The following is a 24,920-nucleotide window of genomic DNA, read 5'->3' on the forward strand; positions in this document are numbered from 1 at the left end:
GTCCTACTGGGCTGCCTGCACCTCCATGCGTCCCGTCGCCGTGCGCGCCGAAAATTGCGGCCGGTACATGTCCTCGACGCTCGCGGCCGGATGGTCGTATGTGCCGGGCGTCACCGCGCGTACGACATAGGCGAGGGTGATTTCGCGGTTGTCGCCAGCCGAACGGTCGAAGGCGGCCACGAAGCGGTCGCTGCGGAATTCGGTATGGGCAGCCTCGACCTGGCCGATCCATTCGAAATTCGAAAGCTGGGCACTGTCGACGAGGCTTGGGTTGTCGATCTCGAATCCGGCGGGCAGGAGGTCGGTGATAAGCACCCGGGACGGCCAGTCGTTGCTCTCGGTCACCTTCAGCACCGCGACATAGCGCTCGTTCTGCCGGGCCTCGCTGACATTAGCCGCCGTTCCGTCGAGCGTGTAATAGCTCCGCTCGATGGAAAAGCCTTCGCCGCCGGCCGAGAGCGGCTGGGCTGGCGCCGCCACCGTCGTCACGACGGCGGAGACCATGTCGGTGCCCTCGTTGCGGATAACGACCGGGTGCTCGATCAGCGCATCGCCGGTCATGCGGGCGGCGTAACTGCCCGTGCGCGCTGCACCGTTGACCTCGATCCTCATGTCTTCGTCGCCCCCCTGGATTGCGCGTGCGGCCAGGAGCATCCAGGTCTGCTCCTGGGTGCTCGTGTATCTCGCCTGCTGCCATTCCCGGGCGATGACCCTGGAAAGCTCGGGAATGATCGGCGGCACGGGCCGGCTCTCGGCTGCCAGCGCCAGCACGGCCGCGCCGTCGCGAAGCGAAGAGCCGTAGTCGGAGCGGGCGAGGCTGACATTGACGAGCCCAGTCGACATGTTGGCCGCAGCCGCGAAGATATCCTGCGAGCGCCGGGCGTCGCCATAGAGCGCGAGCGCCGCGGCGATATGGGCCTTGGCGAGCGGGGTCGGGAAATCGCCGAGCATCGTGTCCGCATAATAACGCAGATCGCTGATCGCGGCCTTGCGGTTGCGCGCCAGGACATAGAGCGCATAGGCGATCTCGTTGCCGCGGTCCTTGACGTTGGTCTCGTAGCTCAGCGCGTTTTGCAGGTTTTCGAGCGCCTGCACCATCGATTGTTCCGGCACGTCGAATTTCTGCTCCCGCGCGCGGGTAAGGAAATCGGTGACGTATGCATCGAGCCAGAGATCGCCGGAGCCGGGGCTCCAAAGGCCGAAACTGCCGGTGGAGGATTGATAGGCAAGGACCCGATAGATCGCCTCCTGCACGCGCTTTTTGACGCCCTCGTCGTCGGCAAGCCCGGCTTGCTTGGCAAGCTCGCTGAGATAGAGCAACGGCAAGGCGCGGCTCGTCGTCTGCTCGGCGCAGCCATAGGGATAGCGGTCGAGCGTCATCAGAAGTGCCGGCACGTCGAAGGCGGCCGAACGCGTCACGTTGAGGCTGACCGAAGCGCCCTGCAGCAGGCTGTCGGCGAGCAATTGCTCGTCCACCGTGAGACTGCTGCCGGCGGCGACATTGACGACATGACGCTGAGTGACCGGCAGGGCTGCAGGGCGGACAGGAATGTTCAGCGTCTGCTCCAGCGACAGGCCCGAGGCGTTCGAGAGCCTGACGGTGACGAGACCGTCTCCCGGATACTGCCCGGCGAGCGGCAGGGTAAGAGCGGATTTGCCGCCGGCGCCGAGGCTCACCATTTCGGCCGCTGTCTGTTCGACGGTGACCGGGCCGTTGGTCGTGACCTGCAGTTGATAATCGCCCGCCGGCCCGTCGGTGTTGGCGATATCGAGCCGCAAGTCGGCCCGGTCTCCCGGCGCCAGGAACTTCGGCAGGCTTGCGGTCACGACGACCGGATCGCGGATGACCACGTCCTTCACGGCATGGCCGACGCCGGACTTCGTCCAAGCGACCGCCATGATCCGTGCCGTTCCGTTGAATTGCGGAATGTCGAATCGGACATTCGCCATGCCTTCGGCGTCGAGCTTGATGGCGCCCGAGAAGAAGGCGACGAGCTTTTCGGTCGGGGGGCTGCCCTGGAGCGGCATTTGTCCGCCGTCGCCGCCCGTGCGCAGCCGGCCGGTCGCGCCGAGCGAGCCGTCGATCAATCGTCCGTAGAGATCGCGCATCTCGAGCCCGAGCCGCCTCTGGCCGAAATACCATCCGTCCGGGTCCGGAGCCTCGTAGCGCGTCAGATTCAGGATGCCGACATCGACTGCGGCAACCGTGACATAGGCGTCTTCGTTGGCGCCGGCGCCCCGGACCTGAAGGCCGATATCGAGCGGCCGGCGCGGCTCGGTTTTCTCGGGCGCGTCCAGGCTGACGGCGAGCTTTCGATCCGCGGGATCGACGGCCAGCCACTTGATGCCGATCGCCCGCATGGGCATGCGGCTCTCCTGCGCTTCGCCCGGGCGGTAAAGCGTCGCGGTGACATAGGTGCCCGCACCCCAGTCGGCCGTCACCGGCAGTTCCACCTCGCCGCCGGTTTCGGCAATGGCCGCGGTCTTCGTCGTCACCAGGGTTTCCGTGCCGACAGTCACCAGCAGTTCGCCGGCAAAGCGCGGCGATACCTTGAGCTTCGCCGTCTCGCCGACCGCATAGTTCTCCTTGTCGAGTGCGATCTCCAGCCCGTCCGGGGTCTCCGTCGAGGAGGCCTCGACATACCAGCCCGCATCGAACTCAACGCTCGAAGCCGGCCCGTCAAGGGCTGCCGCCTCGATCTCCAGCCGATAACGGCCCCAGCCGACCGGGACGGAAATTTCAGCCCCGTCCTCCGTCACGTCGGCCGAGCCGCTCGCCACCTGTTTCGTGGAGACGACCGGCTCGTATTTCCAGGCGGTCCCGTCGCGATACCACTGGTAGTTCCGTTCGACGCTGATCAGCTTCCAGGGGAGACCCGGCATCGCGGTCCTGGTGCCGTCCGCGTCGACGGCGATGACGTGGAATTTCCCGACAGAATTTTCGGCGAGGTCTCCGGAGAACTCCGGCTTGATGCCGATCATCGGTCCCTCGGGTTTCACCGGCAGGGTCAATGTGCGCTCGACCGCGCGGCCGCCGGCCTCGCGCATGCGAACCGTCACACTGGCGTTGAGCAGCTGCGTCGTTCCGGGGACCTCGGTCAGATCGACGTCGAAAACCGCCTTGCCGTTTTCATCGAGCGGCTCCAGACCTTCCAGCGGCAGGCGCGTGTCCTCGCTTGCCTCTTCGTCGGCGAGGCCGAAGAAATAGCCGTTGAACGCTTCGCTCTGGCGCGTCGGCCTGACGGCAATTTCGCCTTCCAGCGTCAGGCCCGCGGCGGGTGCGCCGTAGAGGTAGCGTCCATCGACGGCGACTTCGACCGGGGTGCCGACCTCGATCGCCTTTGCTTCGCTCGTCAGGTCGAACTCGGTGCGGTCCGGCACGAAATCGTCGACGAGGAACTGCTTCTCGGCGATCGCAGATCCCTTCGGATCGGTGAATATCTGCATCGTCCAGGTGCCGCGCATCGCATTTTCTGGGACCGGCAGATCGAGCGTGTGCCCGCCGAGCTTGCCGCCGTCGCTGACGAGGCGGCGGTCCTCGACGCCGTCCGGGCGCAGGAAAACGAAGGTCAGCGGCAGCTTCTCGATCACGGCACCGTTGACGTCGCGGGTGAGCGCTGCGGCATGAACGGTTTCGCCCGCGCGATAGATGCCGCGTTCCGTCCAGGCGAAGACGTCGATCGCACCCGGTGCGGCGCGTCCGGTGACGCCTCGGTCGGAAAGGTCGAAGCCGGCGCGCGTCATGTCCAGGAACACGTAGTCGTCGCTACCCTTTCGGGCGGTGATCGCCGCCGGCGTCATGCTGGCCGTGCCGCGGATCAGTCCGGCGGAAAAGGTTGCGCGCCCTTCCGCGTCGGTCGTCGCCGTCCCGAGCACCTCATTGTTCTTGGCGACCAGCTGCAATTCGACCTCTGCAAGAGGCTTGGCGCTCGCAAGAGAACGCGCGAAGACGGTAAGCCCATCCGTCCCTGCAAAGGTCGATATGCCGATGTCGGACACGACGAACCATTGCGTGGCGCGGGCGTCCCAATCCTGTGTAAGCCCGGTTCCGGAGCTCGCCGTCAGCACGTAGACGCCGGGCTTGCGCTGCGGCAGAGCCTCGTCGACCGGAAAGCTCGTCACCACTTCCTTGTTAAGCTCGGTTGCGATGTCGATGCTGCCCTGCCAGACCAGCTCGCCGCTCTCGTCCTTGATGCGCTCCTCGCTGTAGCCGTCGAGCTGGGTCAGGAACTGGGAGCTCGTGACCAGCGAAGAGATGTTGCGGTCGCCGATACGGTAGAGCTTGAGCTTGGCGCTTTCCGTATTGACCGAGACGATCGGAATGCCGCGCCGCGCAGTCGAAGGCAGAACGAAGCTGTCGCCGGTGAAGCGGACCATCGGCCCGCGGTCCTTCACGTACACGTCGAGGCTGACGGGGGTCTCGATGACTTCCTCGACGGAGGAGGGCAGGCCCTGCCTCAGCACGAGTTTGTAACGTTTGCCATGCGCCAGGCCTTCGACGCAGATTTCGCTGCCCTTGGCTTCCACCGCCTTCGGCGCAGCGCCATCCAGCGTTACGAAGGAGGAATAATCGGGACCGTTCTTCAGTAGCGGCTCGGAGAATTGCACGCAGGCGCGGGGGCTGGCGCTGTCTGCATCGACCGTGTGGCCGGTGACCCGAAAGCCCTGCCGTGCCTTGAGATCGAGATAAGCCGTCTCGACCGACTTTGCCTGCACGAGCTCGAGGCTCGCTTTGTAGGCCTGGAGCGCGGCACGATAGTTCTGCAGCTTGTCGAGCGCCTGGGCGAGAATAGCCAGCGCATGCGCGCGACTTTGCGCGGTCCGCGTCAGTTGATAGCCGTTAAGCGCGGCAAGGGCGGCTTCGCTCGCCAGGTCCGTGCCGCCCGTAAACCGGTTGGCGGCCTCAGCCGCCTCCAGCCACAACGCGCTGTCATCCGGCGTTACCGCAAGCGCACCGCGGAAGGCCTGGAGGGAGGCGACGAAGTTGCCGGCCGTCAACTCGCTGCGCGCCGCCTCGATGAGGCCGTTGACCCCGAAACCCTGCTGCTCGTCGGCCAGAACGAGATTCGCCTTTACATCGCGCGCCTGCTGAAGGAGGTCGTCCGAGACGAAGTCAAGGCGCGGCGGTGCCCCGATGTCGGCTTCGCCCGCGGCGGTTTCGACGACCTTGCCGGCGAGGGCCCCCGGGAACGTGTTCAACTGGTTGAAGTCGGACTTGAGGAAGCACCACTTCACCTTTGGATTGTAGGTGAAGGCCCTGCAGGAGCGGTCGGCGATGCAGGCACTCTGGCATTGGTCGAGCGATACGTTCTGCTCGGTGCGCAGATCGAAGCCGAAATAGTCGGCATCATTGGTAATCTCGATCCGGCGTTCCGGCTCGGCCGCTGCGATCGGCATCCCCAGGGAAACGAGTGTGAAGAGAAGAGTGGAAAGACCGAGAAACGCGCGCATAGACAAAAGTCCCCCCGACGCTGGCCGCTTCGATTGTACATCACTCTTTCAACCTTCGCCGGGCGTTGTCAATCGAGGAAACGGCGAGTTCAGGGGACACCCTATGGCTGTGCGGCGCCCAGTGTGCCTTGAAGCACGAGCCCATAGGCCAGCTCGTCCGTCCAGCTTCGCCCCGGCGGATCGCTTGCGGGCCGAGGCAGTCCTGTGATATTTCTCACAGATTAACATTGCGCAAAATGCTTTCTTTATAAATTGGAAGAGCCATGGCCAGCCGCAGGGAAACACGCATCGCCACCTTGTCCGACGCGCTTTCGGCGCGGCGCGTCGTGCATCTGAAAGAGGCGGCGGCGCTGCTCGGCGTATCGGAAATGACCGTCCGGCGTGATGTCGCCGACCATCCTGGGCTGTTCGGATATCTGGGCGGCCATATCGTCCCGGCCGCCGAGATCGAGAGCGATGCGCCCTACGAACTTGCCCGCGCGGCCGACAGTCACGCCGCCGCCAAGCGGCAGGCCTGCATTCATGCCGCCCGGCACATTCGCCCGGATGAGACGATTTTCATCGATTGTGGTACGACGCTGGAATATCTGGTCGAGCTGATACCGGACGATTACGCAATTACGGCGATCTGTTATTCCCTGAACACGGCCGAAAGGCTGACGCGGAAGAAAAATCTCCGCATGGTAATGCTGGGCGGCGTCTATCACCCGTCGTCGGCTTCGTTTTCCGGTGCGCCCGGCATCGAGACGCTCGACCAGCTCGGCATCAATGTCGCCTTTCTTTCTGCGGCCGGGATAGACCCGGCGAGGGGAGCGACCTGCGTTCATTTCCACGAGGTGCCGGTCAAGCAGAAGGTGATTTCGCTGGCGCGCGAGAATTACCTCGTCGCCGACAGCAGCAAGCTCGGCAAGCTGAAGGCGGCTTTCTTTGCTCCACCCGGTGCTTTCCGGTCGCTTATTACGGAAGACGGCGAAACCGTGCTGACGCCGGCGCCTGGAAAAGTTTGAGCGCGCACAACGAGCCTTGACAGGCGGTGGAAATGATGAAAGTTTAACAAATATCGTGTTAGAAAACTAACATTCTGGTGCTCGCTCTTGAGGCGCGCCGCCGGTGGTCCGGGTGAAGGGGAGAAATCGGTTGGAAGACCTTGCTCTGAGAAGCACGGCGGTGCACTCCGCCGGCGCGGGCCACAACTGGCCGCGCAATGACGGTGTCGAGCTCGACCTGTCCTGGGTGCTCGATCAGCGCGTCAATCTCTCTGCGGCAGAGCGCCGCGTTCAGACGCTGCCTGGCCGGCGCACCGTGAAGAAGGATGCGCAGGCCGCCTGGCTCTTGAAAGCCGTCACCTGCATCGATCTCACGACGCTCAACGGCGACGACACGACCGAGCGCGTAAAACGCCTCTGCGCCAAGGCTCGCCAGCCGGTGCGTCAGGACATTCTCGAAGCGCTCGGCATGGGCGATCGAGGTATCACGACCGGCGCGATCTGTGTCTATCATCGCTTCGTTTCGACCGCGGTGGAGGCCCTGGAGGGTTCCGGAATTCCGGTGGCGGCAGTGTCCACGGGCTTTCCGGCGGGTCTCGTTCCCCATGACGTCAAGCTCAGGGAGATCAAAGCCTCGGTTGCCGATGGTGCTCGGGAAATCGACATTGTCATCACCCGCGAGCACGTCCTGACCGGCAATTGGCAGGCGCTCTACGACGAAATGCGCGATTTCCGCGCGGCCTGTGGAGATGCGCATGTCAAGGCCATCCTTGCGACCGGCGATCTCAAGACGCTTCGCAACGTTTCGCGGGCTTCGCTCGTCTGCATGATGGCGGGCGCCGACTTCATCAAGACGTCGACCGGCAAAGAAGGGGTGAACGCGACCCTGCTCGTCACGCTCGCCATGCTCAGGATGATCCGGGCCTATGAGGAGCGAACCGGAATCAAGGTCGGCTACAAGCCGGCCGGCGGCATCTCCGTCGCGAAGGACGTGCTGAACTATCAGTTCCTCATGAAGGAAGAGCTTGGGCGGGAATGGCTCGAGCCCGACCTTTTCCGCGTCGGTGCATCGAGCCTGCTCGCCGATATCGAGCGACAGCTCGAACATCATGTCAGCGGCGCGTATTCGGCCCTCAACAGACACCCGATCGGATAATCAGATGAGCGTTGCCACTTTCTTCGACGATATGTCCTATGGCCCGGCCCCCGAAGCCGACACCGAGGCGCGCGCCTGGCTCGCTCGGCATGAAGGCAAGTTCGGCCATTTCATCAACGGCGCCTCTGTCGGGTCGGTTTCCGGCAAGACGTTCGACACGTTCGAGCCGGCGACGGGCAAACTGCTCGCGAAAATCGCACATGGCGGGCGCGACGACGTGAACGCGGCGGTGGCGGCGGCGCGCAAGGCGCAAGGCCCGTGGGCCAAGCTCTCCGGACATGCGCGCGCCCGACACCTTTATGCACTCGCACGAATGATCCAGCGCCATGCGCGCCTGATCGCGGTCGTCGAAGCGCTCGACAACGGCAAGCCGATCCGGGAAACGCGCGACATCGACATTCCGCTCGCCGCTCGCCACTTCTATCATCATGCCGGCTGGGCACAGCTGCAGGAGACGGAATTCGCCGACCAGGTGCCCGTGGGCGTCGTCGGACAGGTCATCCCCTGGAACTTCCCCTTCCTGATGCTCGCCTGGAAGGTTGCCCCGGCGCTGGCGCTCGGTAATTCCGTCATCCTGAAGCCTGCGGAGTTTACGCCCTTGACGGCGCTGCTCTTCGCGGAGCTTGCCGCTGCAGCGGGCCTCCCCGCGGGCGTGCTGAACGTGGTGACGGGCGAGGGCGAGACGGGGGCGCTGATCGTCGAACACGAGGATATCGACAAGATCGCCTTTACCGGCTCGACCGAAGTCGGACGCCTCATCCGCGAGAAGACGGCAGGGAGCGGCAAGTCGCTGACGCTGGAACTCGGCGGCAAGTCGCCCTTCATCGTCTTCGACGATGCCGATATCGACGCGGCGGTCGAGGGCGTCGTGGATGCGATCTGGTTCAACCAGGGCCAGGTCTGCTGCGCCGGTTCACGCCTTCTGGTGCAGGAGGGCGTGGCGCCGGTCTTTCATGATCGCCTGAAGCGGCGCATGGAAACGCTCCGCGTCGGTCATCCGCTCGACAAGGCGATCGATATGGCGGCGATCGTCGCGCCGGTGCAGCTCCAGCGCATCGAAGAGCTGGTGGCGAAGGGTGTTGCGGAAGGCGCCTCGATGCATCAGCCGAAGATCGATCTGCCGAAGGGCGGCAGCTTCTTTCGGCCGACGCTGCTGACCGGGGTCCAGCCGACTTCCGTCGTCGCGACCGAGGAAATCTTCGGGCCGGTGGCCGTGTCGATGACCTTCCGCACGCCGGAGGAGGCCATCCAGCTTGCAAATCATAGCCGCTACGGCCTTGCGGCCAGCGTCTGGAGCGAAACGATCGGTCTTGCCCTGCATGTTGCCGCCAAGCTTGCGGCCGGCGTCGTCTGGGTCAATGCGACCAACCTCTTCGATGCATCGAGCGGCTTCGGCGGAAAGCGCGAGTCCGGCTTCGGCCGCGAGGGCGGGCGCGAAGGCTGCTACGAATATCTGAAGCCGAGGGCCTGGATGGGGCGCAAGCTGCGCGCCGAGTACGGCTTGCCGGCCCCGAAGCAGGCCGCCGGTGATTTCGCCGTTCCGGCGCTCGACCGCACTGCCAAGCTCTTCGTCGGCGGCAAGCAGGCTCGGCCGGACGGGAACTATTCGCGGCCTGTGCTTTCCCCGAAAGGCAAGGTGATCGGCGAAGTCGGCGAGGGCAACCGCAAGGATATCCGCAATGCCGTCGTTGCGGCGCGGGGCGCCACGGGCTGGTCTTCGGCAACTGCGCATAATCGCGCCCAGATCCTCTATTACATCGCCGAGAACCTGAGCAGCCGCGGGGCGGAATTCGCCGACCGCATCGCCGCCATGACCGGGGCTTCGGCAGCCAATGCCCGAGCGGAGGTCGAAGCTTCGATCGCGCGGCTCTTCAGCTACGGAGCCTGGGCGGACAAGTATGAGGGCACCGTGCACCAGCCGCCCTTGCGCGGCGTCGCGCTGGCCATGCCCGAACCGCAAGGCGTCGTCGGCGTTATCTGCCCCCCGGAAGCACCGCTGCTCGGACTTGTCAGTCTCGTTGCACCGCTGATTGCAGTCGGAAACCGGGTGGTCGCCGTGCCGAGCGAAGCGCATCCTCTGGCTGCGACCGACTTCTACTCGGTCCTCGAGACCTCGGACGTGCCGCCGGGCGTCATCAATATCGTCACCGGATCTGCGATCGAACTCGCCAAGGCACTCGCAGCGCACAACGACGTGGACGCGCTATGGGCGTTCGGCTCGCCGGAGCTTTCGACACTGGTCGAGAAGCTGTCCGTCGGCAATCTCAAGCGTACCTTCGTCGATTACGGCAGGGCGATCGACTGGACGAATCGCTCGGCCGCCGAAGGACAGGCGTTCCTGCGGCGAGCGGTCGACGTCAAGAATATCTGGATTCCCTACGGCGAATAGCATCCCGCTCTTGGATGAGCGGGTGGTCGTCCCATCGAAGCGTGGAGAAAGAGCAACAGGCTGTTGACGGCGCGCGCCAGAAACGGCCTGATGCGACCGCGCTTTGCAGTGGAGGAGGACAGGAATGCTCAAGAATATCGACCCGGCTCTCAATGCCGATGTGCTGCATGCGCTGCGATCGATGGGCCATGGCGACACGCTGGTGATTTCCGATACCAATTTCCCATCGGATTCCATAGCGCGGCAGACCACGCTCGGCAAACTGCTGCACATCGATAATGTTTCGGCGGCGCGCGCGGCAAGGGCGATCCTTTCAGTCCTACCCCTCGACACGCCGCTTCAGCCTTCGGCCGGGCGCATGGAAGTCATGGGGGCGCCGGACGAGGTCCCGGCAGTGCAGCGGGAGGTGCAGGCCGAGATCGACCGCGCCGAAGGGAAGCCCGCTCCGATGTACGGCATCGAGCGCTTTGCCTTCTACGAGGAAGCAAAGAAGGCCTATTGCGTCATCACCACCGGCGAGACCCGCTTCTACGGCTGCTTTCTTTTCACCAAGGGCGTCGTTCCGCCGGAAAACGTCTGAGCCGCGCGAGGTTACGCCCATGGCCGAGCTCAAGGTAAGGACGCGGGAAACTGGCGCGACCGCCGTCGTCGGCCGCACCGGCTTTCCGCATGTGAGATCGCTGACCGGCGGCGAACTCGATATCGTCACCGGTCCTTCGCAGCCGGGATTCGGGCCGCTCGACCTTCTCTATGCATCGCTCGCGAGTTGTCTGGTGCTCAGCGCCCGCATCGCCGCGAGCCGTTTCGGCGTGCTCGACCGGCTCGCGGAAGTTTCGGTCAAGGTGACCGGTGAGAAGGCCCATGACGAACCGTCGCGGGTCGCACGGTTCCACATCGCCTTCGTTATCACGGGCGAATTCGACGACACCGTACGCCACGCCATCATGGAGGCGGCGGAGGAGGAGATCTGCACAGTCAGCAACACGTTACGCGGCAGTCCGGATTTTGTAAGCACTGTGTCGGCTTAAATAAAAGTCAAACTGAGGGAGAAGAGTCCGCAATGACGCGTCCGGCTTATCGATTCAATTCCATCATCGTGCGTTCGCCGTCACGATCGGTCGTCAACGGCTTGCGCGCGGAGGATCGCGGCAGCCCCACCTATGAGGGAGTGAAGGCCGAGCACGACGCCTATGTCGAGGCGATGCGCGATGCCGGCGTGAAGGTCACGGTCCTGCCGGCGCTCGACACCTTTCCGGACTCGATTTTCGTGGAGGACCCCGCTCTGGTCTTCACAGAGGGGGCGGTCCTGCTTCGGCCGGGAGCGGCCACGCGCGTCAAGGAAGTCGAGGAAATCGCGCCGACGCTGCGTGACATGTTCGAGACGGTGCTCGACCTGCCGCAAGGCTATGCGGACGGCGGCGACGTGCTGACGACGCGGGAAAGCGTGATGATCGGCCTGTCGGCGAGAACCGACAAGGCAGGCGCGGCGGCGCTGCAGGCCTGCCTCGAAAAACTCGGGCGCAAGAGCGAGGTCGTCGCGACCCCGGAGGGCGTCCTGCATTTCAAGACCGACTGCTCGCTCCTCGACGACGAGACGATCCTCTCCACCGATCGTCTTGTACGATCCGGCGTCTTCGGGAAGTTCCGGCAGATGGTCATTCCGGAGGGCGAAGAGCCGGCCGCCAACGCGCTGCGCGTCAACGACGTGGTCTTGGTCGGCTCCGATTTTCCCAGGACGATCGAGATGCTCGACAAGGCGGGCTACAGGGTCGTGCCCTTGAAGACCACGGAAATAGGCAAGATCGACGCGGGGCTTTCCTGCATGTCGCTGAGGTGGTTCAGCGAAAGGGCTTGACCGGAGCCGGCCAGGACCGCGTTCCACCCAAGAACGACAGGCCGGATGCTGCCCCTCATCCCGCTGCCGCGACCTTCTCCCCGTCCGAAACGGGGAGAAGGGACAAGCGGCGCGGCCACAGTTCTCCAGCGGAGTTGAAGCATGAGAAGGGACCCAGGGGTCCCTGCGCCCCGCTTGCGGAGAGAAGGTGGCCGGCAGGCGGATGAGGGGCAATCCCCCGGCGCTACGCCGGCGACAGATCTCCGAACACCGTGGGGATGAGTTCCGATACGGTCGGGTGGATATGCACCGCGCGGGCGATCGTCGTGTAGGGCTTCTTCGCATACATCACGTCCAGAATGCTCTGGATCGCCTCGTCGCCGCCCGTTCCGAGAATCGATGCGCCGAGGATGTCCTTGGTTTCCGCATCGACGATGACTTTCATGAAGCCCTGCGTCTCGCCCTTTTCGACCGCGCGGCCGACCCGTGTCATGGGGCGCGTCCCGATCAGGAGCTTGTGACCTTTCTTGCGGGCCTCGGTTTCGGTCATGCCGGCGCGGCCGAGCGGCGGGTCGATATAGAGGGCGTAGGTCTGGATGCGGTCGCTCACCCGGCGCGGATCGTCGTCGATGAGATTGGCGGCAACGATCTCGAAGTCGTTATAGGACGTGTGCGTGAAGGCGCCGCGGCCGTTGCAGTCGCCCATTGCGAAAATATGGGGAACATTGGTGCGCAGGCTGTCGTCGACCTCGATATAGCCCCGTTCGTCGGTTTTCACGCCCGCCTTGTCCAGGCCTAGATCATCCGTATTGGGGTGGCGGCCGGTTGCAAGCAGCACATGCGAGCCGGTCACCTCGGGCTCGCCCGACGTGCAATCAACGCCCACGACGATGCCGTCCGCATGGTTCGAGAAGCGGATGCATTCCGCATTCGACCGTATTCGAATGCCCTCGTTCTCGAGGATCTCACGGATCGCGTCGGAGACCTCCGGATCCTCCCGCCCGATCAGCCGCGGGCCCTTTTCGATGACGGTGACGTCGGAGCCGAAGCGGCGGAACATCTGGGCAAATTCGAGCCCGATATAGCTGCCGCCCACCACGACGAGATGTTCAGGCAACTCGTCAAGGTCCATGATCGAACTGTTGGTGAGATAAGGAATCTCGATCACGCCCGGCAGATCGGCAACCGCGGCGCGGCCGCCCACATTGACGAAGATCCGCTCCCCCGAAATCAGTTCGTCGCCGATGCGGACGTCACGCGGACCTTCGAAACGGGCGTGGCCCTCGAAGACGGTGCAGTTCTTCATACCCTTGAGCCACTTTTCGACGCCTGAGCGGGCATCGAGCCGGACTTTTTCCTTTCGCGCCATGACGCGACCGAAATCGACCGAGACGGGTCCTGTCGTCATGCCGTATTCGGCTCCGCGCCGGGCCGTGTGGATCGCATAGGCGCTCGCGACCATCGCCTTGGTCGGCATGCAGCCGGTGTTGACGCAGGTGCCGCCGAAGAGCTTGCGCTCGATGAGCGCGACGGTCTTGCCCGTATCCGACAGCCGTCCGGCGAGTGAAGGTCCCGCCTGGCCGGCACCGATGATGATCGCATCGAAATGCTTGTTCATGACAACCCCCGAGGAGATGCTGGCGCCGGGCGGAAGAGTGGTCCACATTACGTCCGATTGCAATGCGCATCGACGGCGACGCGCGCCGCCCGATCCGGAGGGCGCCATGGAACGGATATCAAGTGCAGACAGCTTAAGCTCGATTTTTTCCGGAAAGCTGACATATATGGAACGTCTTGGCCGGACGCAGCGCGGAAAGCGTGATCAAAATTCGAGTCCAAAACCGAGGGAGACAATCATGCGACTGAACTTCACCAGGACACTGATCGGTGCCGCCATTGCGCTTGCACTCACCACCGCGGCTGCCGAGGCCGACGTCGTCGTTTCCTCGAAGATCGACACGGAGGGCGGCGTTCTCGGCAACATCATCCTCTCGGTCCTGAACGCCAACGACATCAAGACGACGAATCGCGTGCAACTCGGCGCCACGCCTGTCGTGCGCAAGGCGATCATCGCCGGCGAGATCGACATCTATCCCGAATATACCGGCAACGCCGCCTTCTTCTTCGAGAAGGCCGACGACCCGGCCTGGAAGGATGCGGCGAAAGCCTATGAAGAGGCGAAGAAGCTCGACTATGACGCCAACAAGATCGTCTGGCTGACGCCGTCGCCGGCCAACAACACCTGGGCGATCGCGGTGCGCAAGGACGTTGCCGAGAAGAACAACCTCAAGACCCTCTCGGATTTCGGCAAATTCGTTTCTGACGGCGGCGAAGTCGTGCTCGCGGCTTCGTCCGAATTCGTCAACTCCGCCGCCGCCCTGCCTGCGTTCCAGACCACCTATTCCTTCAAGCTGAAACCGGAACAGCTCATCACGCTCTCTGGTGGCGATACCGCCGCGACCATCGCGGCTGCGGCAAACCAGACGAACGGCGCCAACGCGGCAATGGTCTACGGCACCGATGGAGGGATCGCGCCCTCCGGTCTCGTGGTTCTCGAGGATGACAAGGCCGTCCAGCCGGTCTATCAGCCGGCGCCGATCATCCGCGAGGCGGTTCTCAAGGAAAATCCGGCGATCGAAGAGATCCTGAAGCCCGTCTTCGAAAAGCTCGACCTCACCACCCTGCAGGAGCTCAACGGCCGCGTGCAGGTCGGTGGCGAGTCGGCCAAGGCCGTTGCCGAGGACTTCCTGAAGGCGAACGGCTTCCTGAAATAGCTTGACGCCGGGGAAGGGCGCTGGTCCGATAAGACTTCGACCGCGCTCTCCCTCACCCTGCGTCGAACGGACGGTTGAATGGCGATTGGCATCATCCAGAAAAAGGAACGCTTGGCCTTCCGTTTCGACAAGCTCGGCCTGATCATCGCGATCCTCGTCCTCTATGGCGCTTTCGTTGCTCCTTTCGCGACGTTTCGTGCAAACCGGATCATTCAGGGCGAAGCGCGGGCCATCCTGGAGGCACTTCCGCCGCCGCTCGGCTACGGGCTCCTCGCCCTCGTGGTCGCCGGCGCCGCCGTCGCGTTTGGGAGGACGCCGCGCCTCTTGCGGATGGGCGTGGCACTGGCTGCGCTGGCAGCTCTCGCTCTTCTGATCGGAGTGGCAGCCGATCACCTGACGCCGCCCGACAACAGCTTTGCACGCGTGTCTCCGGCTTCCGGCTTCTGGGTCCTGGTCTTTGCCTTCTCATTGTTGCTCGCGGACGCCTTGACCCGCCTCAACCCGGGGCCTGGTCTGCGGCTTCTCGTTTTCGCGGGCGTCCTCCTCCTCGCTGGAGGAATGCTCGTCACCGGCCGCTGGGACGACCTTTCGATCATGAAAGAATATGCCAACCGCGCCGAACTGTTCTGGACCGAGGCGGGCCGTCACGTGACGCTGGCGCTCGGCTCGCTTGCCGCGGCGACCATCGTCGGATTGCCGCTCGGCATTCTCTGTCACCGCGTCGAACGGTTGCGGGCCGGCGTGCTCAATGTCCTGAATGCCATCCAGACGATCCCTTCCATTGCACTGTTCGGCATTCTGATCGCGCCGCTCGGCTGGGTCGCGGCGAATGTTCCCGGCGCTGCGGCGATCGGCATCCGCGGCATCGGGGCCGCCCCCGCATTCGTCGCGCTCTTCCTCTACTCCCTGCTGCCTGTCGTCGCGAATACGGTCGTCGGGCTTGCCGGCGTGCCGCACGCGGCCACCGACGCGGCGCGAGGCATCGGCATGACGGATCGGCAGCGCCTCGTCGCGATCGAGTTTCCGCTGGCCTTTCCCGTGATCCTGACCGGCATCCGCATCGTGCTGGTGCAGAACATCGGGCTTGCGACGATCGCCGCCCTTATCGGCGGCCGGGGGTTCGGGGTTTTCGTCTTCCAGGGGGTGGGTCAGACGGCGATGGACCTTGTGCTGCTCGGTGCCATTCCTACCGTCGTACTGGCCTTTACAGCCGCAATCGTGCTCGACGCGCTGATCGAGATGACCATGCCGAACCGCAGCCGAGGCAACGCCGCATGATCGAAATCGAGGGAATAACCAAGCGCTATGCCGATACGGCAGTCGTGAGCGACGTGTCGCTGACGGTCGCGCCGCATACGGTCACCGTCGTCGTCGGAACCTCCGGCTCCGGCAAGACGACGCTCCTCAGAATGATCAATCGCCTCGTCGAGCCGACGGCCGGGACGATCAGGATAGACGGGGAGGACAATCGGTCGATTCCCGGTTTCGAGCTGCGCCGGCGGATCGGCTACGCCATTCAGGGCCATGGCCTCTTCCCGCACAGGACGGTCGCGCAGAACATCGCGACAGTGCCGACGCTGCTCGGCTGGGAAAAAGCCCGCATCGATGCCAAGGTCGAGGAGCTGCTGAAGTTGTTCCAGCTCGATCCCGCGGAATTCGGACCGCGCTACCCCCACGAGCTTTCCGGCGGGCAGCAGCAGCGGGTGGGCGTTGCAAGGGCACTGGCGGCGGAGCCCAACGTGCTCCTGATGGACGAGCCCTTCGGCGCGCTCGATCCGATCATCCGCGCCAAGGCGCAGGACGACCTCGCCGCCATCCAGAAATATTTCGGCACCACGATCATCCTCGTCACGCACGACATGGAAGAGGCCTTCCACCTTGCCGACAGGATCGCGGTGATGGACAAGGGCGAGGTGGTGCAATATGCCACGCCCGCCGAAATGCTCGTCAGGCCCGCCACACCCTTCGTCGAGACGCTGGTCGGCGCCAGCGAGCGTCCATTCCGGCTCCTGGGCATCGAGACGGTCGGCGAGGCGGTGGAGCCCGGCTCGGCCGAGGGTCGGCCGGTCCCGGAGGTTCTCAGCCAGCGTGACGCGCTGTCGGAGCTTCTGTGGACGGGCCGCTCGGCACTGCCGGTCGCGGCGGCGGACGGCGCGATCCTGGGCAAGATCACGCTCGAAGCGATCGTGAAGCGTGCGGCGAGGCGGCAGTGATGGCCACGCTGCCCAATCTGTTTCGGCTGACCGTGCTCGCCGTGTTGCTGGCTTTCCTGCTGCAGCCCGCCTGGTTCGAACCGCTGCTTAAACCTCTGGTGCAGGAGAACGCGCCGGCCATCTACAACCAGGGCAGCCTGTTCTGGCTGACGGTCCTGCACTTGCGGACTGTATTCGTCGCGACGGTGGCCGCGACCCTCGTCGCCGTATCACTGGCGATCATCGTTACGCGGAAGGCCGGCGCCGAGTTTCTGCCGCTCTCGCGCAGTCTGGTGAACATCGGCCAGACTTTCCCGCCGGTGGCGGTCCTCGCGCTTGCGGTCCCGATTTACGGCTTCGGCGAGAAGCCGACTCTAATCGCGCTCTTCCTCTACGGCCTTCTGCCGATCTTCGAAAATGCCCTGACCGGTCTGACGACGCTGCCGCCGACGGTGATGGAGGCCGCACGCGGCTCGGGAATGACCGGGCGCCAGCGGCTCTTCAGGATCGAACTTCCGCTGGCGCTGCCGGTGATCCTGACAGGCATCCGCCTTTCCGTCGTGATCAGTCTCGCGACGGCGACGATCGGCTCGACCGTCGCGGCCAAGACGCTTGGCGAGGTCATCATAGCAGGACTTCAGTCCAACAATCTCGCCTTTGTCCTCCAGGGCGGCTTGATCGTCGGCGCGCTGGCCGTCCTCATTCACGATGCGCTCCAGGGGCTTGAACGGGCATTCGCCGGTCGAGCGCACATCTGAAGCGCCTCGCGTCCAATCGGATTGAGGGATGGGTTGGGCCGCTGCTTGCGCGTGCGCTAAGCTTGACGGCTGAGAATGAAAATGAATTTCACAATCTGCCGCAAATTCCGATTTTTTATTGACGAGGTGAAAAATCTGTCCCAGTCTACGAAAAATAATTACGCCGAGACAAGGGAACAGCGCGAGCATGAAAGTCGGGATAATCGGACTCGGATTCCGTCTGGGGTATCTGGGCTATGTCTTCAAGGCGATCGACGAAGCCTTCGAGATCGCGGGATATGTTGATCCCGAACCAGCCGGCCTTGCCACGCTTACCGAAAAAGGCATTTCCGCCGGCAGGGCCTACGCCACGCCTGAAGAGCTGATCGCCGGCGAAAAGCTCGATCTCCTGATGATCGGCTCGCCGAACCACATGCATCTCGATCATATCCGCATCGGTCTCGAGGCCGGTATCAAGGTCTTCTGCGAGAAGCCGATCGTCAGCACGATAGAGCAGAGCCTGGAACTTGCGGCGCTGCTTTCGAAACACGGGCCCGACCGGCTGATGGTCGGTCTCGTGCTGCGTTATGCGCCGCTCTATCGTGACCTGCGCGCTGCGCAAGCCGCGGGAACGCTCGGTCACGTGGTTTCGATCGAGGCCGCCGAGCACATAGAGCCCTATCACGGCGCATTCTTCATGCGCGACTGGCGCCGCTACGGCCGTTATGCCGGAAGCTTCATGCTCGAGAAATGCTGTCACGATCTCGATCTCTACAATGGCGTGGTCGGCGCGCGGCCGGAACGCGTCGCCAGTTTCGGCGGCCGCAAGAGCTTCATTCCGGCCAATGACCCCAGTCGCGACGGCGTCAACGACCTGCAGCTCTTCCACCGCAAGCCGAGCGGCTGGCTCGGTTCCGACAAGGTCTTCGACAGTGACGGCGACATCATCGACTATCAGGTCGCCATCGTCGAATATGCCAACGGCGTCGCGATGAACTTCCACACCAACCTCAACGTGCCGGACCAGTTCCGCCGCTTCTGCGTCGTCGGATCGCGCGGCATGGCGGAGGGCGACTTCATTCGCGGCTATCTGGACGTGCACGAGGTGCTGTCGGGCAGGAAGGTCGTCGAGAAGCGCTACGCCAAGGAGACGGCGCTTTCGCAACACTACGGCGCCGACGAGCAGATGGCGGCCGAGATCATCGCGCATGTGCGGGATGGCGGTCCCCTGCCGGTCTCGCCGCTCGACGCGCTGGAAGCGGGCATACTGGCGCTGTCCATGGATGAGGCGCGGATGAAACGGACAGTCGTCGATCTTCGGCCCCTCTGGGACCGCTTCGACGAAGCCCTGCATGCCCGTGCGGCTTGAGAGGGGGAGGGGATGAGCGTTCGGCGCAGCACGATCATCTTCGCCTGGATCCTGCTGCTTCCGGCCGTTTTCTACGTGACGGTTATCGTCGCCTATCCGCTGGTCGATACCTTCGTCCTGTCCTTCACCGATGCCTCGCTGAAGAAGACGACCAATTGGATCGGCACAGCCAATTACGACAAGATCTTCAACGCCACCTTCGCGGAAGTGATCCTCCGCACCTTCGTCTGGACCGCCTTCTCGGTCACGATCAAGATGATCATCGGCACATTCGGCGCCGTGATGCTGAACGCCGCGGTCCCCGGGCGGGCGCTTTTTCGCCTGCTCACCATGCCGCCGTGGATCGTGCCCATGGCGATCGGCATCTTCATGTGGGGCTGGATGTATAACGGCCAGTTCGGGATGATCTCCGGTATGCTCCAGAACTGGGGGCTTGTGGACGGCCCGGTCGCCTTCCTGGCGCATGGCTCCACCGCTTTCTGGGCGACCATCGTCACCGACGTCTGGATCGGCGTGCCCCTCGTAACGCTCTACATGCTCGCCTCGATGCAGGCGATCCCGCAGGATCTCTACGAGGCGGCCTGGACCGACGGAGCAGGGCGCTTCTATCGCTTTCGCCGCATCACCCTGCCGCTCCTCGTGCCGTCGATGATCACCATGTCGATGCTGTCGCTGATCGCCACCTTCAACTCGTTCGACATCATCTGGATCCTGACCCAGGGCGGGCCGAACGGCGACACGACGACGATGATCATCGACACCTACCGGACCGCGATCGGTTCGAAGAAGTACGGGGAGGGCGCGGCGCGCGCCGTGCTGATCTGCATCTTCCTGTCGATCTTCTGCATCGCCTATTTCCGTGTCACGCACCGTCTTGCCACGGGAGAAAGCCGATGAGCCAGCCGGCAATGATCAACCGCTATCGCTGGTACGAGCTCGTCGGCATCTATGCGGGCATCTTCGTCTTCCTCACTTTCATCCTCGCGCCTTTCGTCGAAGGCTTCCTCGTATCTCTGAAGCCGCTGAGCCGCCTTTTTTCCTCTCCCTACCGCTTCTGGCCCGAGGACGGCTCCTTCGAAGCCTATCGCACCATGTGGGTGAGCGTGCCGGGCTTCGCCCGCTATATCTTCAACTCCTTCTTCATTTCCATCATCGTGACAGCCGTCGTGCTGGTGCTGGTGGTGCCGGCGGCCTATGCCTTTGCGCGCTTCAGGTTCCGTGGCAGCGGGGCGCTGCTTGCCGCTTTCCTGGCGGTCAACATGTTCTCGGGCGCCGTGCTGCTCATCCCCCTCTTTCGGCTGATGCGCAGCTTCGGCGTGCTGAATACCTATTTTGCCATGATCGTGCCGGGTGTTGCCTTCCTGATCCCCTCTGCTATCTGGCTTCTGCGCACCTACATGATGCGCATCCCGCGCGAGCTGGACGAGGCAGCCTTCGTCGACGGTGCGAGCCATTTCTACACGCTTCGCCGGGTGATCCTGCCGATCGCCATGCCGGGTATCACCGTTGTGGCAATCACGACCTTCATCGGCTCCTATGCCCAGCAGTTCATTTTCGCGCTGACCTTCAACTCAAAGAGCGAGTACATGCCGCTGCCCGTGGGCCTTTTCGCCTATTTCGGCCGGCAGGAGGTGGTCTGGAATGAGCTCATGGCGGCGAGCTTCGTCGGCATCGCTCCGGCCGTGATCGTGATCTTCTTCCTTCAACGCTATCTCGTCAGCGGTCTGACCGCCGGCGCGGTGAAACAATAAGCAACCATTAAAACAGGGGAGTTTCATCAGTGACTATTGCTTGCAAAGCTACCTTTTTCACGCTTGCGCTGCTCGGATCGACCGCTCTCGGCAGCGTCGCCGCACAGGCCGCGGACCAGGAGATCAGCTGGATCTATTGCGGCGACACGATCGATCCTATCCACGAGAAATACATCAAGGAATGGGAGGGGAAGAATCCCGGCTGGAAGGTCACGCCCGAAGTCGTCGGCTGGGCCCAGTGTCAGGACAAGGCGACGACGCTTGCCGTGGCCGGGACGCCGGTCGGCATGGCCTATGTCGGATCGCGCGCGCTCAAGGAGTTCGCCGAGAACGAATTGATCGTTCCGGTCCCGATGACGGAGGACGAGAAAAAAGGCTACTATCCGAATATCGTCGACACGGTGACATTCGAGGGAACGCAGTGGGGCGTCCCTATCGCGTTTTCCACCAAGGCGCTCTACTGGAACAAGGACCTTTTCAAACAGGCCGGTCTTGATCCGGAAGTACCGCCCAAAACCTGGGCCGAAGAGATCGCCTTCGCCAAGCAGATCAAGGAAAAGACCGGTATTGCGGGCTACGGACTTCCGGCCAAGACCTTCGACAACACCATGCACCAGTTCATGCACTGGGTTTACACCAATAACGGCAAGGTCATCGACGGCGACAATATCGTCATCGACAGCCCGGAAGTCCTTGCCGCCCTGCAGGCCTACAAGGACATCACCCCCTATTCGGTCGAAGGGGCGACGGCTTACGAGCAGAATGAAATCCGCGCCATCTTCCTTGACGGGAAAGTCGGCATGATCCAGTCGGGCTCCGGGGCTGCCGCCCGACTGAAGGAAACGAAGGTCAATTGGGGTGTAGCGCCGCTGCCGCTCGGCCCTTCGGCCAAGGGTGAAGGCACCCTGCTGATCACCGACAGCCTTGTGGTGTTCAAGGATACGGGTGTCGAGGAGAAAGCGATCGAGTTCGCCAAGTTCATCACCTCTCCCGGCCCGCAGGGCGAGTACGAGTTGCAGGGCGGTGCAGGTCTGACGCCGCTTCGGCCGTCTCCGAAGGTGGACGAATTCGTCAAGGCCGATCCGTCCTGGAAGCCGTTTATCGACGGGATAGCCTATGGTGGTCCGGAGCCGCTCTTCAAGGACTTCAAAGGTTTCCAGAACACGATGATCGAGATGGTCCAGTCGGTGGTGACCGGCAATGCCGAGCCGGCGGATGCCCTGAAGAAGGCGGCCGCCGACCTCGAACAGTACAAATAAACCCGCCGGGACCGCAGGGCCTCGGCTCGGCGGTCCCGCCTTCCCTATTGGCGGCTATGCCGCTGCGCCGGTGGCCGGAGACAGATTATTGGGACAGCTCACTCTCAACAAGGTTCAGAAATTCTACGGCACCTACGAGGTGCTGAAGAGCATCGAGCTCGAAGTCGGGAATGGCGAATTCGTGGTCTTTGTCGGACCCTCCGGCTGCGGCAAGTCCACGTTGCTCAGAATGATCGCGGGGCTTGACGAGACGACCGCCGGCGACATCGTCATCGACGGGAAGCGCGTCAACGATCTGCCGCCGGTCAGGCGGGGCATCGCCATGGTCTTCCAGTCCTATGCACTCTACCCGCATATGAGCGTGTTCGAGAATATCGCCTTTCCGCTCAGGGTCGAGAAAATGCCCGAGGAGAAACTGAAGGCGAAGGTCGAGCATGCCGCCCGCATATTGCATCTCGACCAGCGGCTGGAGCAGAAGCCCGGCATGCTTTCAGGCGGCCAGCGCCAGCGTGTGGCAATCGGGCGGGCGATCGTGCGCGAGCCGAAGATCTTCCTCTTCGACGAGCCTCTTTCGAACCTCGACGCGGCATTGCGGGCCGACATGCGCATCGAGCTTGCGAAACTTCACCGCCAATTGAAGGCGACGATGATCTACGTCACGCACGACCAGGTCGAGGCGATGACGATGGCGGACCGGATCGTCGTGCTGAATGCCGGTGAGATCGCCCAGACGGGAGCGCCGCTCGAGCTCTATCACAAGCCCGCCAATATATTCGTCGCCGGCTTCATCGGGCACCCGAAGATGAATTTCCTGCCGGTCATCTGCACCGGCGTCACGGAGGCCGGCGTGGAAGTGGACTACAAGGGGCAGACGGTCCTTGTGCCGGTCATGCCCCGCGCAGGCATGGCCGGCCGATCCCTGACGCTCGGAGTCCGGCCGGAGCACATCCAGATGGGTGCCGCCGATCTGACGCTGACGGTCACCCCATCGGTAATCGAGCGCCTCGGCGCTCACACCGTGGCCTATGTGGCGCTCGACGGGGAGGGCGAGAACTATTGCGCCATGCTGCCGGGAACGCTCGCGATCCGTGCGGAGGAAACGATCAGGACCGGCATCCGCGCCGCCGACTGCCATCTCTTCGACGAGAACGGAGTCGCCTTCGAGCGCCGGGTCGAGATGACCGACATCGACATGGCCCTCTTCGACCCGGCGGCGTGATCGTGAGCACGACGATCAGACTGCTTGTTATCGATGATGTCGCGACCTTCCGCAGCATTCGGCTGGAGGCGCTTCGGACGGAGCCGGCCTCCTTTGCCAGCAGCGCCGAAGATTGGGAAAAGCTGCCGGACGAGGAGTGGCGGCGCAGAACCGTCGGCAACCCCGTCTTCGTTGCCTTCCAGGACGATGTCCCAGTCGGCATCATGGGCCTGATGCGTCAGAGCGCCAGCAAGATGGCGCATCGCGCGACGCTCGTTATGGTCTATTTGCGCCGGGAACTGCGCGGAACCGGGCTCGCGAGGCGGCTTCTGGATGCTGTCGCGGATTACGCACGAAATGAGGGCATCAAACAGCTGGAGCTTGCCGTCAGCGCAGACAACCCGACGGCGATCCGATTTTACCATCGCGAGGGCTTTTCGGTAGCCGGCCGCATTCCAGGCGGTTTTCTTCACGAGGGCCGGGAGATCGACGATGTCATCATGGTGAAACGCATCGCCGATTGAGTGCCGGCCCGTCTCACGTGCGGGCCGCCCCCTCGCCGCACGAGGTGGGGACCAGCAGCCGCGAAAGGGACATTGACGTCGCCAGTAATCGCGCGAAAATCGGTAGCGTATTTGGGCTGTTTTGGTGAACTCGGATCGGGAGGCGGGAATGTCGGATACAACCGTCAACGTGCGTTATATGGTGGACGACGTCGAGGCTGCGGTCGAATGGTACACGAAGTATCTCGGCTTTTCGCTTCTCTCCAACCACGCTCCCGCTTTCGCGGATGTCAGGCGGGGTGCCCTGCGGCTGTTGCTGAGCGGCCCGTTGAGCTCTGCGGGACGGCCGATGCCGGACGGCGAACGTCCTTCGCCGGGCGGCTGGAACCGGATTCATCTCATCGTCGACGACCTGACTGTCGAGGTCGAGCGCCTGCGCGTCGCCGGCGTCAGGTTTCGCAACGACGTCGTGACCGGACCCGGCGGATCGCAGATACTGCTGATCGATCCCTCCGGCAATATGGTGGAGCTGTTTCAGCCAGCGGCTCGCTGACCGCTGCAGGTTCCGAGTCGAGAGCGGTTCACTGTTCCTGTGAAACAGTGACACGCTATAGCCTTAGAAGCTACGTGCGCCCGAAAGATGCCGTATCCACCGTCCCTGTCGAGAGGGCGAATGGCACGGTGCGCCCACTGCATGTTTCCTTTGATCGTAGCCGATCAATGGACAAAAACATGCAGCAGCTCAAAGTGCTACAGCGACCTTTGCGTGTCTCGGAAGGCGCGACGCTATAGGAAAACTATTCGGAGGGCTGCAATCTTTCCTCCCCTTATCCCTGTGCTCGTCACAGGGATGAGAGCAGCGCCGCGTCTGCGGCGCGGGAAGACCTCTTTCAGCCCAAGGACTTGGTCTGGCTGGATTCCTGTGACAAGCACAGGAATGAGGGACCGGGATGTGCGGCTACTACATCGAAGCGAAGCGGGACGCTGTATAGCGGCGTGACCCGGGACCTTCCGCGCCGCCTCACTATCTTCACGGTTTATGAAGCGCGCCGAGGGACCGCACCCTCTCTACCCTCATCCCTGTGCTCGTTGTATAGCCCGGACACATGACTGACAGGTGTTCGGGGAGATGGCTGACACGTTCATACTGGCATGGATCGGCTTCGAGAGGAGGTTGTCCATGCCGTGGAAAGAGGTGTCGGTTATGGGAGAGAGGCAGGAATTTGTGCGGCTGGCGCTGGCGGAGGGTGCGAACCGCCGGGAGCTGTGCCGGCGGTTCGGGATCAGTGCCGATGTGGGCTATAAATGGCTGGCGCGGTGG

At 63.4% G+C, this 24,920-nt stretch carries 20 protein-coding genes; 18 read left to right on the plus strand and 2 right to left on the minus strand.

From position 1 onward, the window contains the following. Positions 1-3: 3 nt before the first annotated feature. Positions 4-5,451 carry an alpha-2-macroglobulin family protein gene (locus tag BHD07_RS27615; RefSeq protein ID WP_338283896.1) on the minus strand — a complete coding sequence of 1,816 codons (5,448 nt, stop codon included), beginning with the start codon at positions 5,449-5,451 and terminating at the stop codon, positions 4-6. A gap of 263 nt (positions 5,452-5,714) precedes the next feature. Between BHD07_RS27615 and BHD07_RS27620 the strand changes: the two genes are divergently transcribed. From BHD07_RS27620 to BHD07_RS27645, 6 genes are all read left to right on the plus strand, one after another. Continuing rightward, on the plus strand, positions 5,715-6,458 hold the full coding sequence (locus BHD07_RS27620; protein WP_338283897.1) for a DeoR family transcriptional regulator: 744 nt from the start codon (positions 5,715-5,717) through the stop codon (positions 6,456-6,458). Positions 6,459-6,588: 130 nt separating this feature from the next. Continuing rightward, positions 6,589-7,593 carry a deoxyribose-phosphate aldolase gene (deoC, locus tag BHD07_RS27625; RefSeq protein ID WP_338283898.1) on the plus strand — a complete coding sequence of 335 codons (1,005 nt, stop codon included), beginning with the start codon at positions 6,589-6,591 and terminating at the stop codon, positions 7,591-7,593. A gap of 4 nt (positions 7,594-7,597) precedes the next feature. Next, complete coding sequence (locus BHD07_RS27630; protein WP_338283899.1) at positions 7,598-9,982, plus strand: aldehyde dehydrogenase family protein; 2,385 nt, start codon at positions 7,598-7,600, stop codon at positions 9,980-9,982. 124 nt (positions 9,983-10,106) lie between these two features. Beyond that, entirely contained in the window at positions 10,107-10,562 is a 456-nt protein-coding gene (locus tag BHD07_RS27635) for an RbsD/FucU family protein (RefSeq protein ID WP_100670404.1), read from the plus strand. Between the two features lie 19 nt (positions 10,563-10,581). Further along, entirely contained in the window at positions 10,582-11,010 is a 429-nt protein-coding gene (locus BHD07_RS27640) for an OsmC family protein (protein WP_100670402.1), read from the plus strand. A gap of 32 nt (positions 11,011-11,042) precedes the next feature. Then, positions 11,043-11,837, plus strand: a complete 795-nt coding sequence (locus tag BHD07_RS27645) for a dimethylarginine dimethylaminohydrolase family protein (protein ID WP_338283900.1) — start codon at positions 11,043-11,045, stop codon at positions 11,835-11,837. Between the two features lie 223 nt (positions 11,838-12,060). Here BHD07_RS27645 and BHD07_RS27650 read toward each other — a convergent pair whose 3' ends face one another. Further along, on the minus strand, positions 12,061-13,434 hold the full coding sequence (locus tag BHD07_RS27650; protein ID WP_338283901.1) for an FAD-containing oxidoreductase: 1,374 nt from the start codon (positions 13,432-13,434) through the stop codon (positions 12,061-12,063). A gap of 238 nt (positions 13,435-13,672) precedes the next feature. Between BHD07_RS27650 and osmF the strand changes: the two genes are divergently transcribed. From osmF to BHD07_RS27710, 12 genes are all read left to right on the plus strand, one after another. Then, positions 13,673-14,590, plus strand: a complete 918-nt coding sequence (gene osmF, locus BHD07_RS27655) for a glycine betaine ABC transporter substrate-binding protein OsmF (RefSeq protein ID WP_324763771.1) — start codon at positions 13,673-13,675, stop codon at positions 14,588-14,590. Positions 14,591-14,668: 78 nt separating this feature from the next. Next, positions 14,669-15,868 carry an ABC transporter permease gene (locus BHD07_RS27660; protein WP_338283902.1) on the plus strand — a complete coding sequence of 400 codons (1,200 nt, stop codon included), beginning with the start codon at positions 14,669-14,671 and terminating at the stop codon, positions 15,866-15,868. Then, a complete protein-coding gene (locus BHD07_RS27665) occupies positions 15,865-16,803 on the plus strand; it encodes an ABC transporter ATP-binding protein (RefSeq protein WP_338283903.1) in 939 nt (312 codons plus the stop codon). Before BHD07_RS27660 ends, BHD07_RS27665 begins: the two co-directional genes overlap by 4 nt. Then, positions 16,803-17,540: an ABC transporter permease gene (locus BHD07_RS27670; protein ID WP_100670392.1), complete on the plus strand. Its 738-nt coding sequence runs from the start codon at positions 16,803-16,805 to the stop codon at positions 17,538-17,540. Before BHD07_RS27665 ends, BHD07_RS27670 begins: the two co-directional genes overlap by 1 nt. 187 nt (positions 17,541-17,727) lie before the next feature. Next, on the plus strand, positions 17,728-18,888 hold the full coding sequence (locus tag BHD07_RS27675; protein ID WP_338283904.1) for a Gfo/Idh/MocA family protein: 1,161 nt from the start codon (positions 17,728-17,730) through the stop codon (positions 18,886-18,888). Positions 18,889-18,900: 12 nt separating this feature from the next. Next, a complete protein-coding gene (locus tag BHD07_RS27680) occupies positions 18,901-19,785 on the plus strand; it encodes a carbohydrate ABC transporter permease (RefSeq protein ID WP_100670386.1) in 885 nt (294 codons plus the stop codon). Then, the gene (locus BHD07_RS27685; RefSeq protein ID WP_100670384.1) at positions 19,782-20,639 is read left to right on the plus strand and encodes a carbohydrate ABC transporter permease; all 858 of its coding nucleotides are present in this window, start codon (positions 19,782-19,784) and stop codon (positions 20,637-20,639) included. The genes BHD07_RS27680 and BHD07_RS27685 overlap by 4 nt, the downstream gene beginning before the upstream one ends. A gap of 29 nt (positions 20,640-20,668) precedes the next feature. Further along, positions 20,669-21,898, plus strand: a complete 1,230-nt coding sequence (locus tag BHD07_RS27690; RefSeq protein WP_100670382.1) for an ABC transporter substrate-binding protein — start codon at positions 20,669-20,671, stop codon at positions 21,896-21,898. Between the two features lie 88 nt (positions 21,899-21,986). After that, positions 21,987-23,117 (plus strand): ABC transporter ATP-binding protein, encoded by a 1,131-nt coding sequence (locus tag BHD07_RS27695; protein ID WP_100670380.1) that lies wholly within the window; start codon positions 21,987-21,989, stop codon positions 23,115-23,117. 2 nt (positions 23,118-23,119) lie between these two features. Continuing rightward, the gene (locus tag BHD07_RS27700) at positions 23,120-23,620 is read left to right on the plus strand and encodes a GNAT family N-acetyltransferase (protein ID WP_338283905.1); all 501 of its coding nucleotides are present in this window, start codon (positions 23,120-23,122) and stop codon (positions 23,618-23,620) included. Between the two features lie 148 nt (positions 23,621-23,768). After that, complete coding sequence (locus BHD07_RS27705; protein WP_338283906.1) at positions 23,769-24,152, plus strand: VOC family protein; 384 nt, start codon at positions 23,769-23,771, stop codon at positions 24,150-24,152. 627 nt (positions 24,153-24,779) lie between these two features. Next, positions 24,780-24,920: helix-turn-helix domain-containing protein (locus tag BHD07_RS27710; RefSeq protein ID WP_338283444.1), on the plus strand; the 141-nt coding region annotated here is incomplete at its 3' end.

Origin of the sequence: Sinorhizobium sp. KGO-5, assembly GCF_036245905.1 — a bacterium.
GTDB lineage: Bacteria > Pseudomonadota > Alphaproteobacteria > Rhizobiales > Rhizobiaceae > Sinorhizobium > Sinorhizobium meliloti_A.

Excerpts from the sequence above, each read along its gene's own strand:
- BHD07_RS27705 (WP_338283906.1), top strand. The coding sequence starts at position 23,769 with ATGTCGGATACAACCGTCAACGTGCGTTATATGGTGGACGACGTCGAG.
- BHD07_RS27645 (WP_338283900.1), top strand. The coding sequence starts at position 11,043 with ATGACGCGTCCGGCTTATCGATTCAATTCCATCATCGTGCGTTCGCCG.
- BHD07_RS27620 (WP_338283897.1), top strand. The coding sequence starts at position 5,715 with ATGGCCAGCCGCAGGGAAACACGCATCGCCACCTTGTCCGACGCGCTT.
- BHD07_RS27680 (WP_100670386.1), top strand. The coding sequence starts at position 18,901 with ATGAGCGTTCGGCGCAGCACGATCATCTTCGCCTGGATCCTGCTGCTT.
- BHD07_RS27650 (WP_338283901.1), bottom strand. The coding sequence starts at position 13,434 with ATGAACAAGCATTTCGATGCGATCATCATCGGTGCCGGCCAGGCGGGA.
- BHD07_RS27670 (WP_100670392.1), top strand. The coding sequence starts at position 16,803 with ATGGCCACGCTGCCCAATCTGTTTCGGCTGACCGTGCTCGCCGTGTTG.
- BHD07_RS27635 (WP_100670404.1), top strand. The coding sequence starts at position 10,107 with ATGCTCAAGAATATCGACCCGGCTCTCAATGCCGATGTGCTGCATGCG.
- BHD07_RS27675 (WP_338283904.1), top strand. The coding sequence starts at position 17,728 with ATGAAAGTCGGGATAATCGGACTCGGATTCCGTCTGGGGTATCTGGGC.
- BHD07_RS27660 (WP_338283902.1), top strand. The coding sequence starts at position 14,669 with ATGGCGATTGGCATCATCCAGAAAAAGGAACGCTTGGCCTTCCGTTTC.
- BHD07_RS27665 (WP_338283903.1), top strand. The coding sequence starts at position 15,865 with ATGATCGAAATCGAGGGAATAACCAAGCGCTATGCCGATACGGCAGTC.
- BHD07_RS27615 (WP_338283896.1), bottom strand. The coding sequence starts at position 5,451 with ATGCGCGCGTTTCTCGGTCTTTCCACTCTTCTCTTCACACTCGTTTCC.
- BHD07_RS27685 (WP_100670384.1), top strand. The coding sequence starts at position 19,782 with ATGAGCCAGCCGGCAATGATCAACCGCTATCGCTGGTACGAGCTCGTC.
- BHD07_RS27640 (WP_100670402.1), top strand. The coding sequence starts at position 10,582 with ATGGCCGAGCTCAAGGTAAGGACGCGGGAAACTGGCGCGACCGCCGTC.
- BHD07_RS27630 (WP_338283899.1), top strand. The coding sequence starts at position 7,598 with ATGAGCGTTGCCACTTTCTTCGACGATATGTCCTATGGCCCGGCCCCC.
- osmF (WP_324763771.1), top strand. The coding sequence starts at position 13,673 with ATGCGACTGAACTTCACCAGGACACTGATCGGTGCCGCCATTGCGCTT.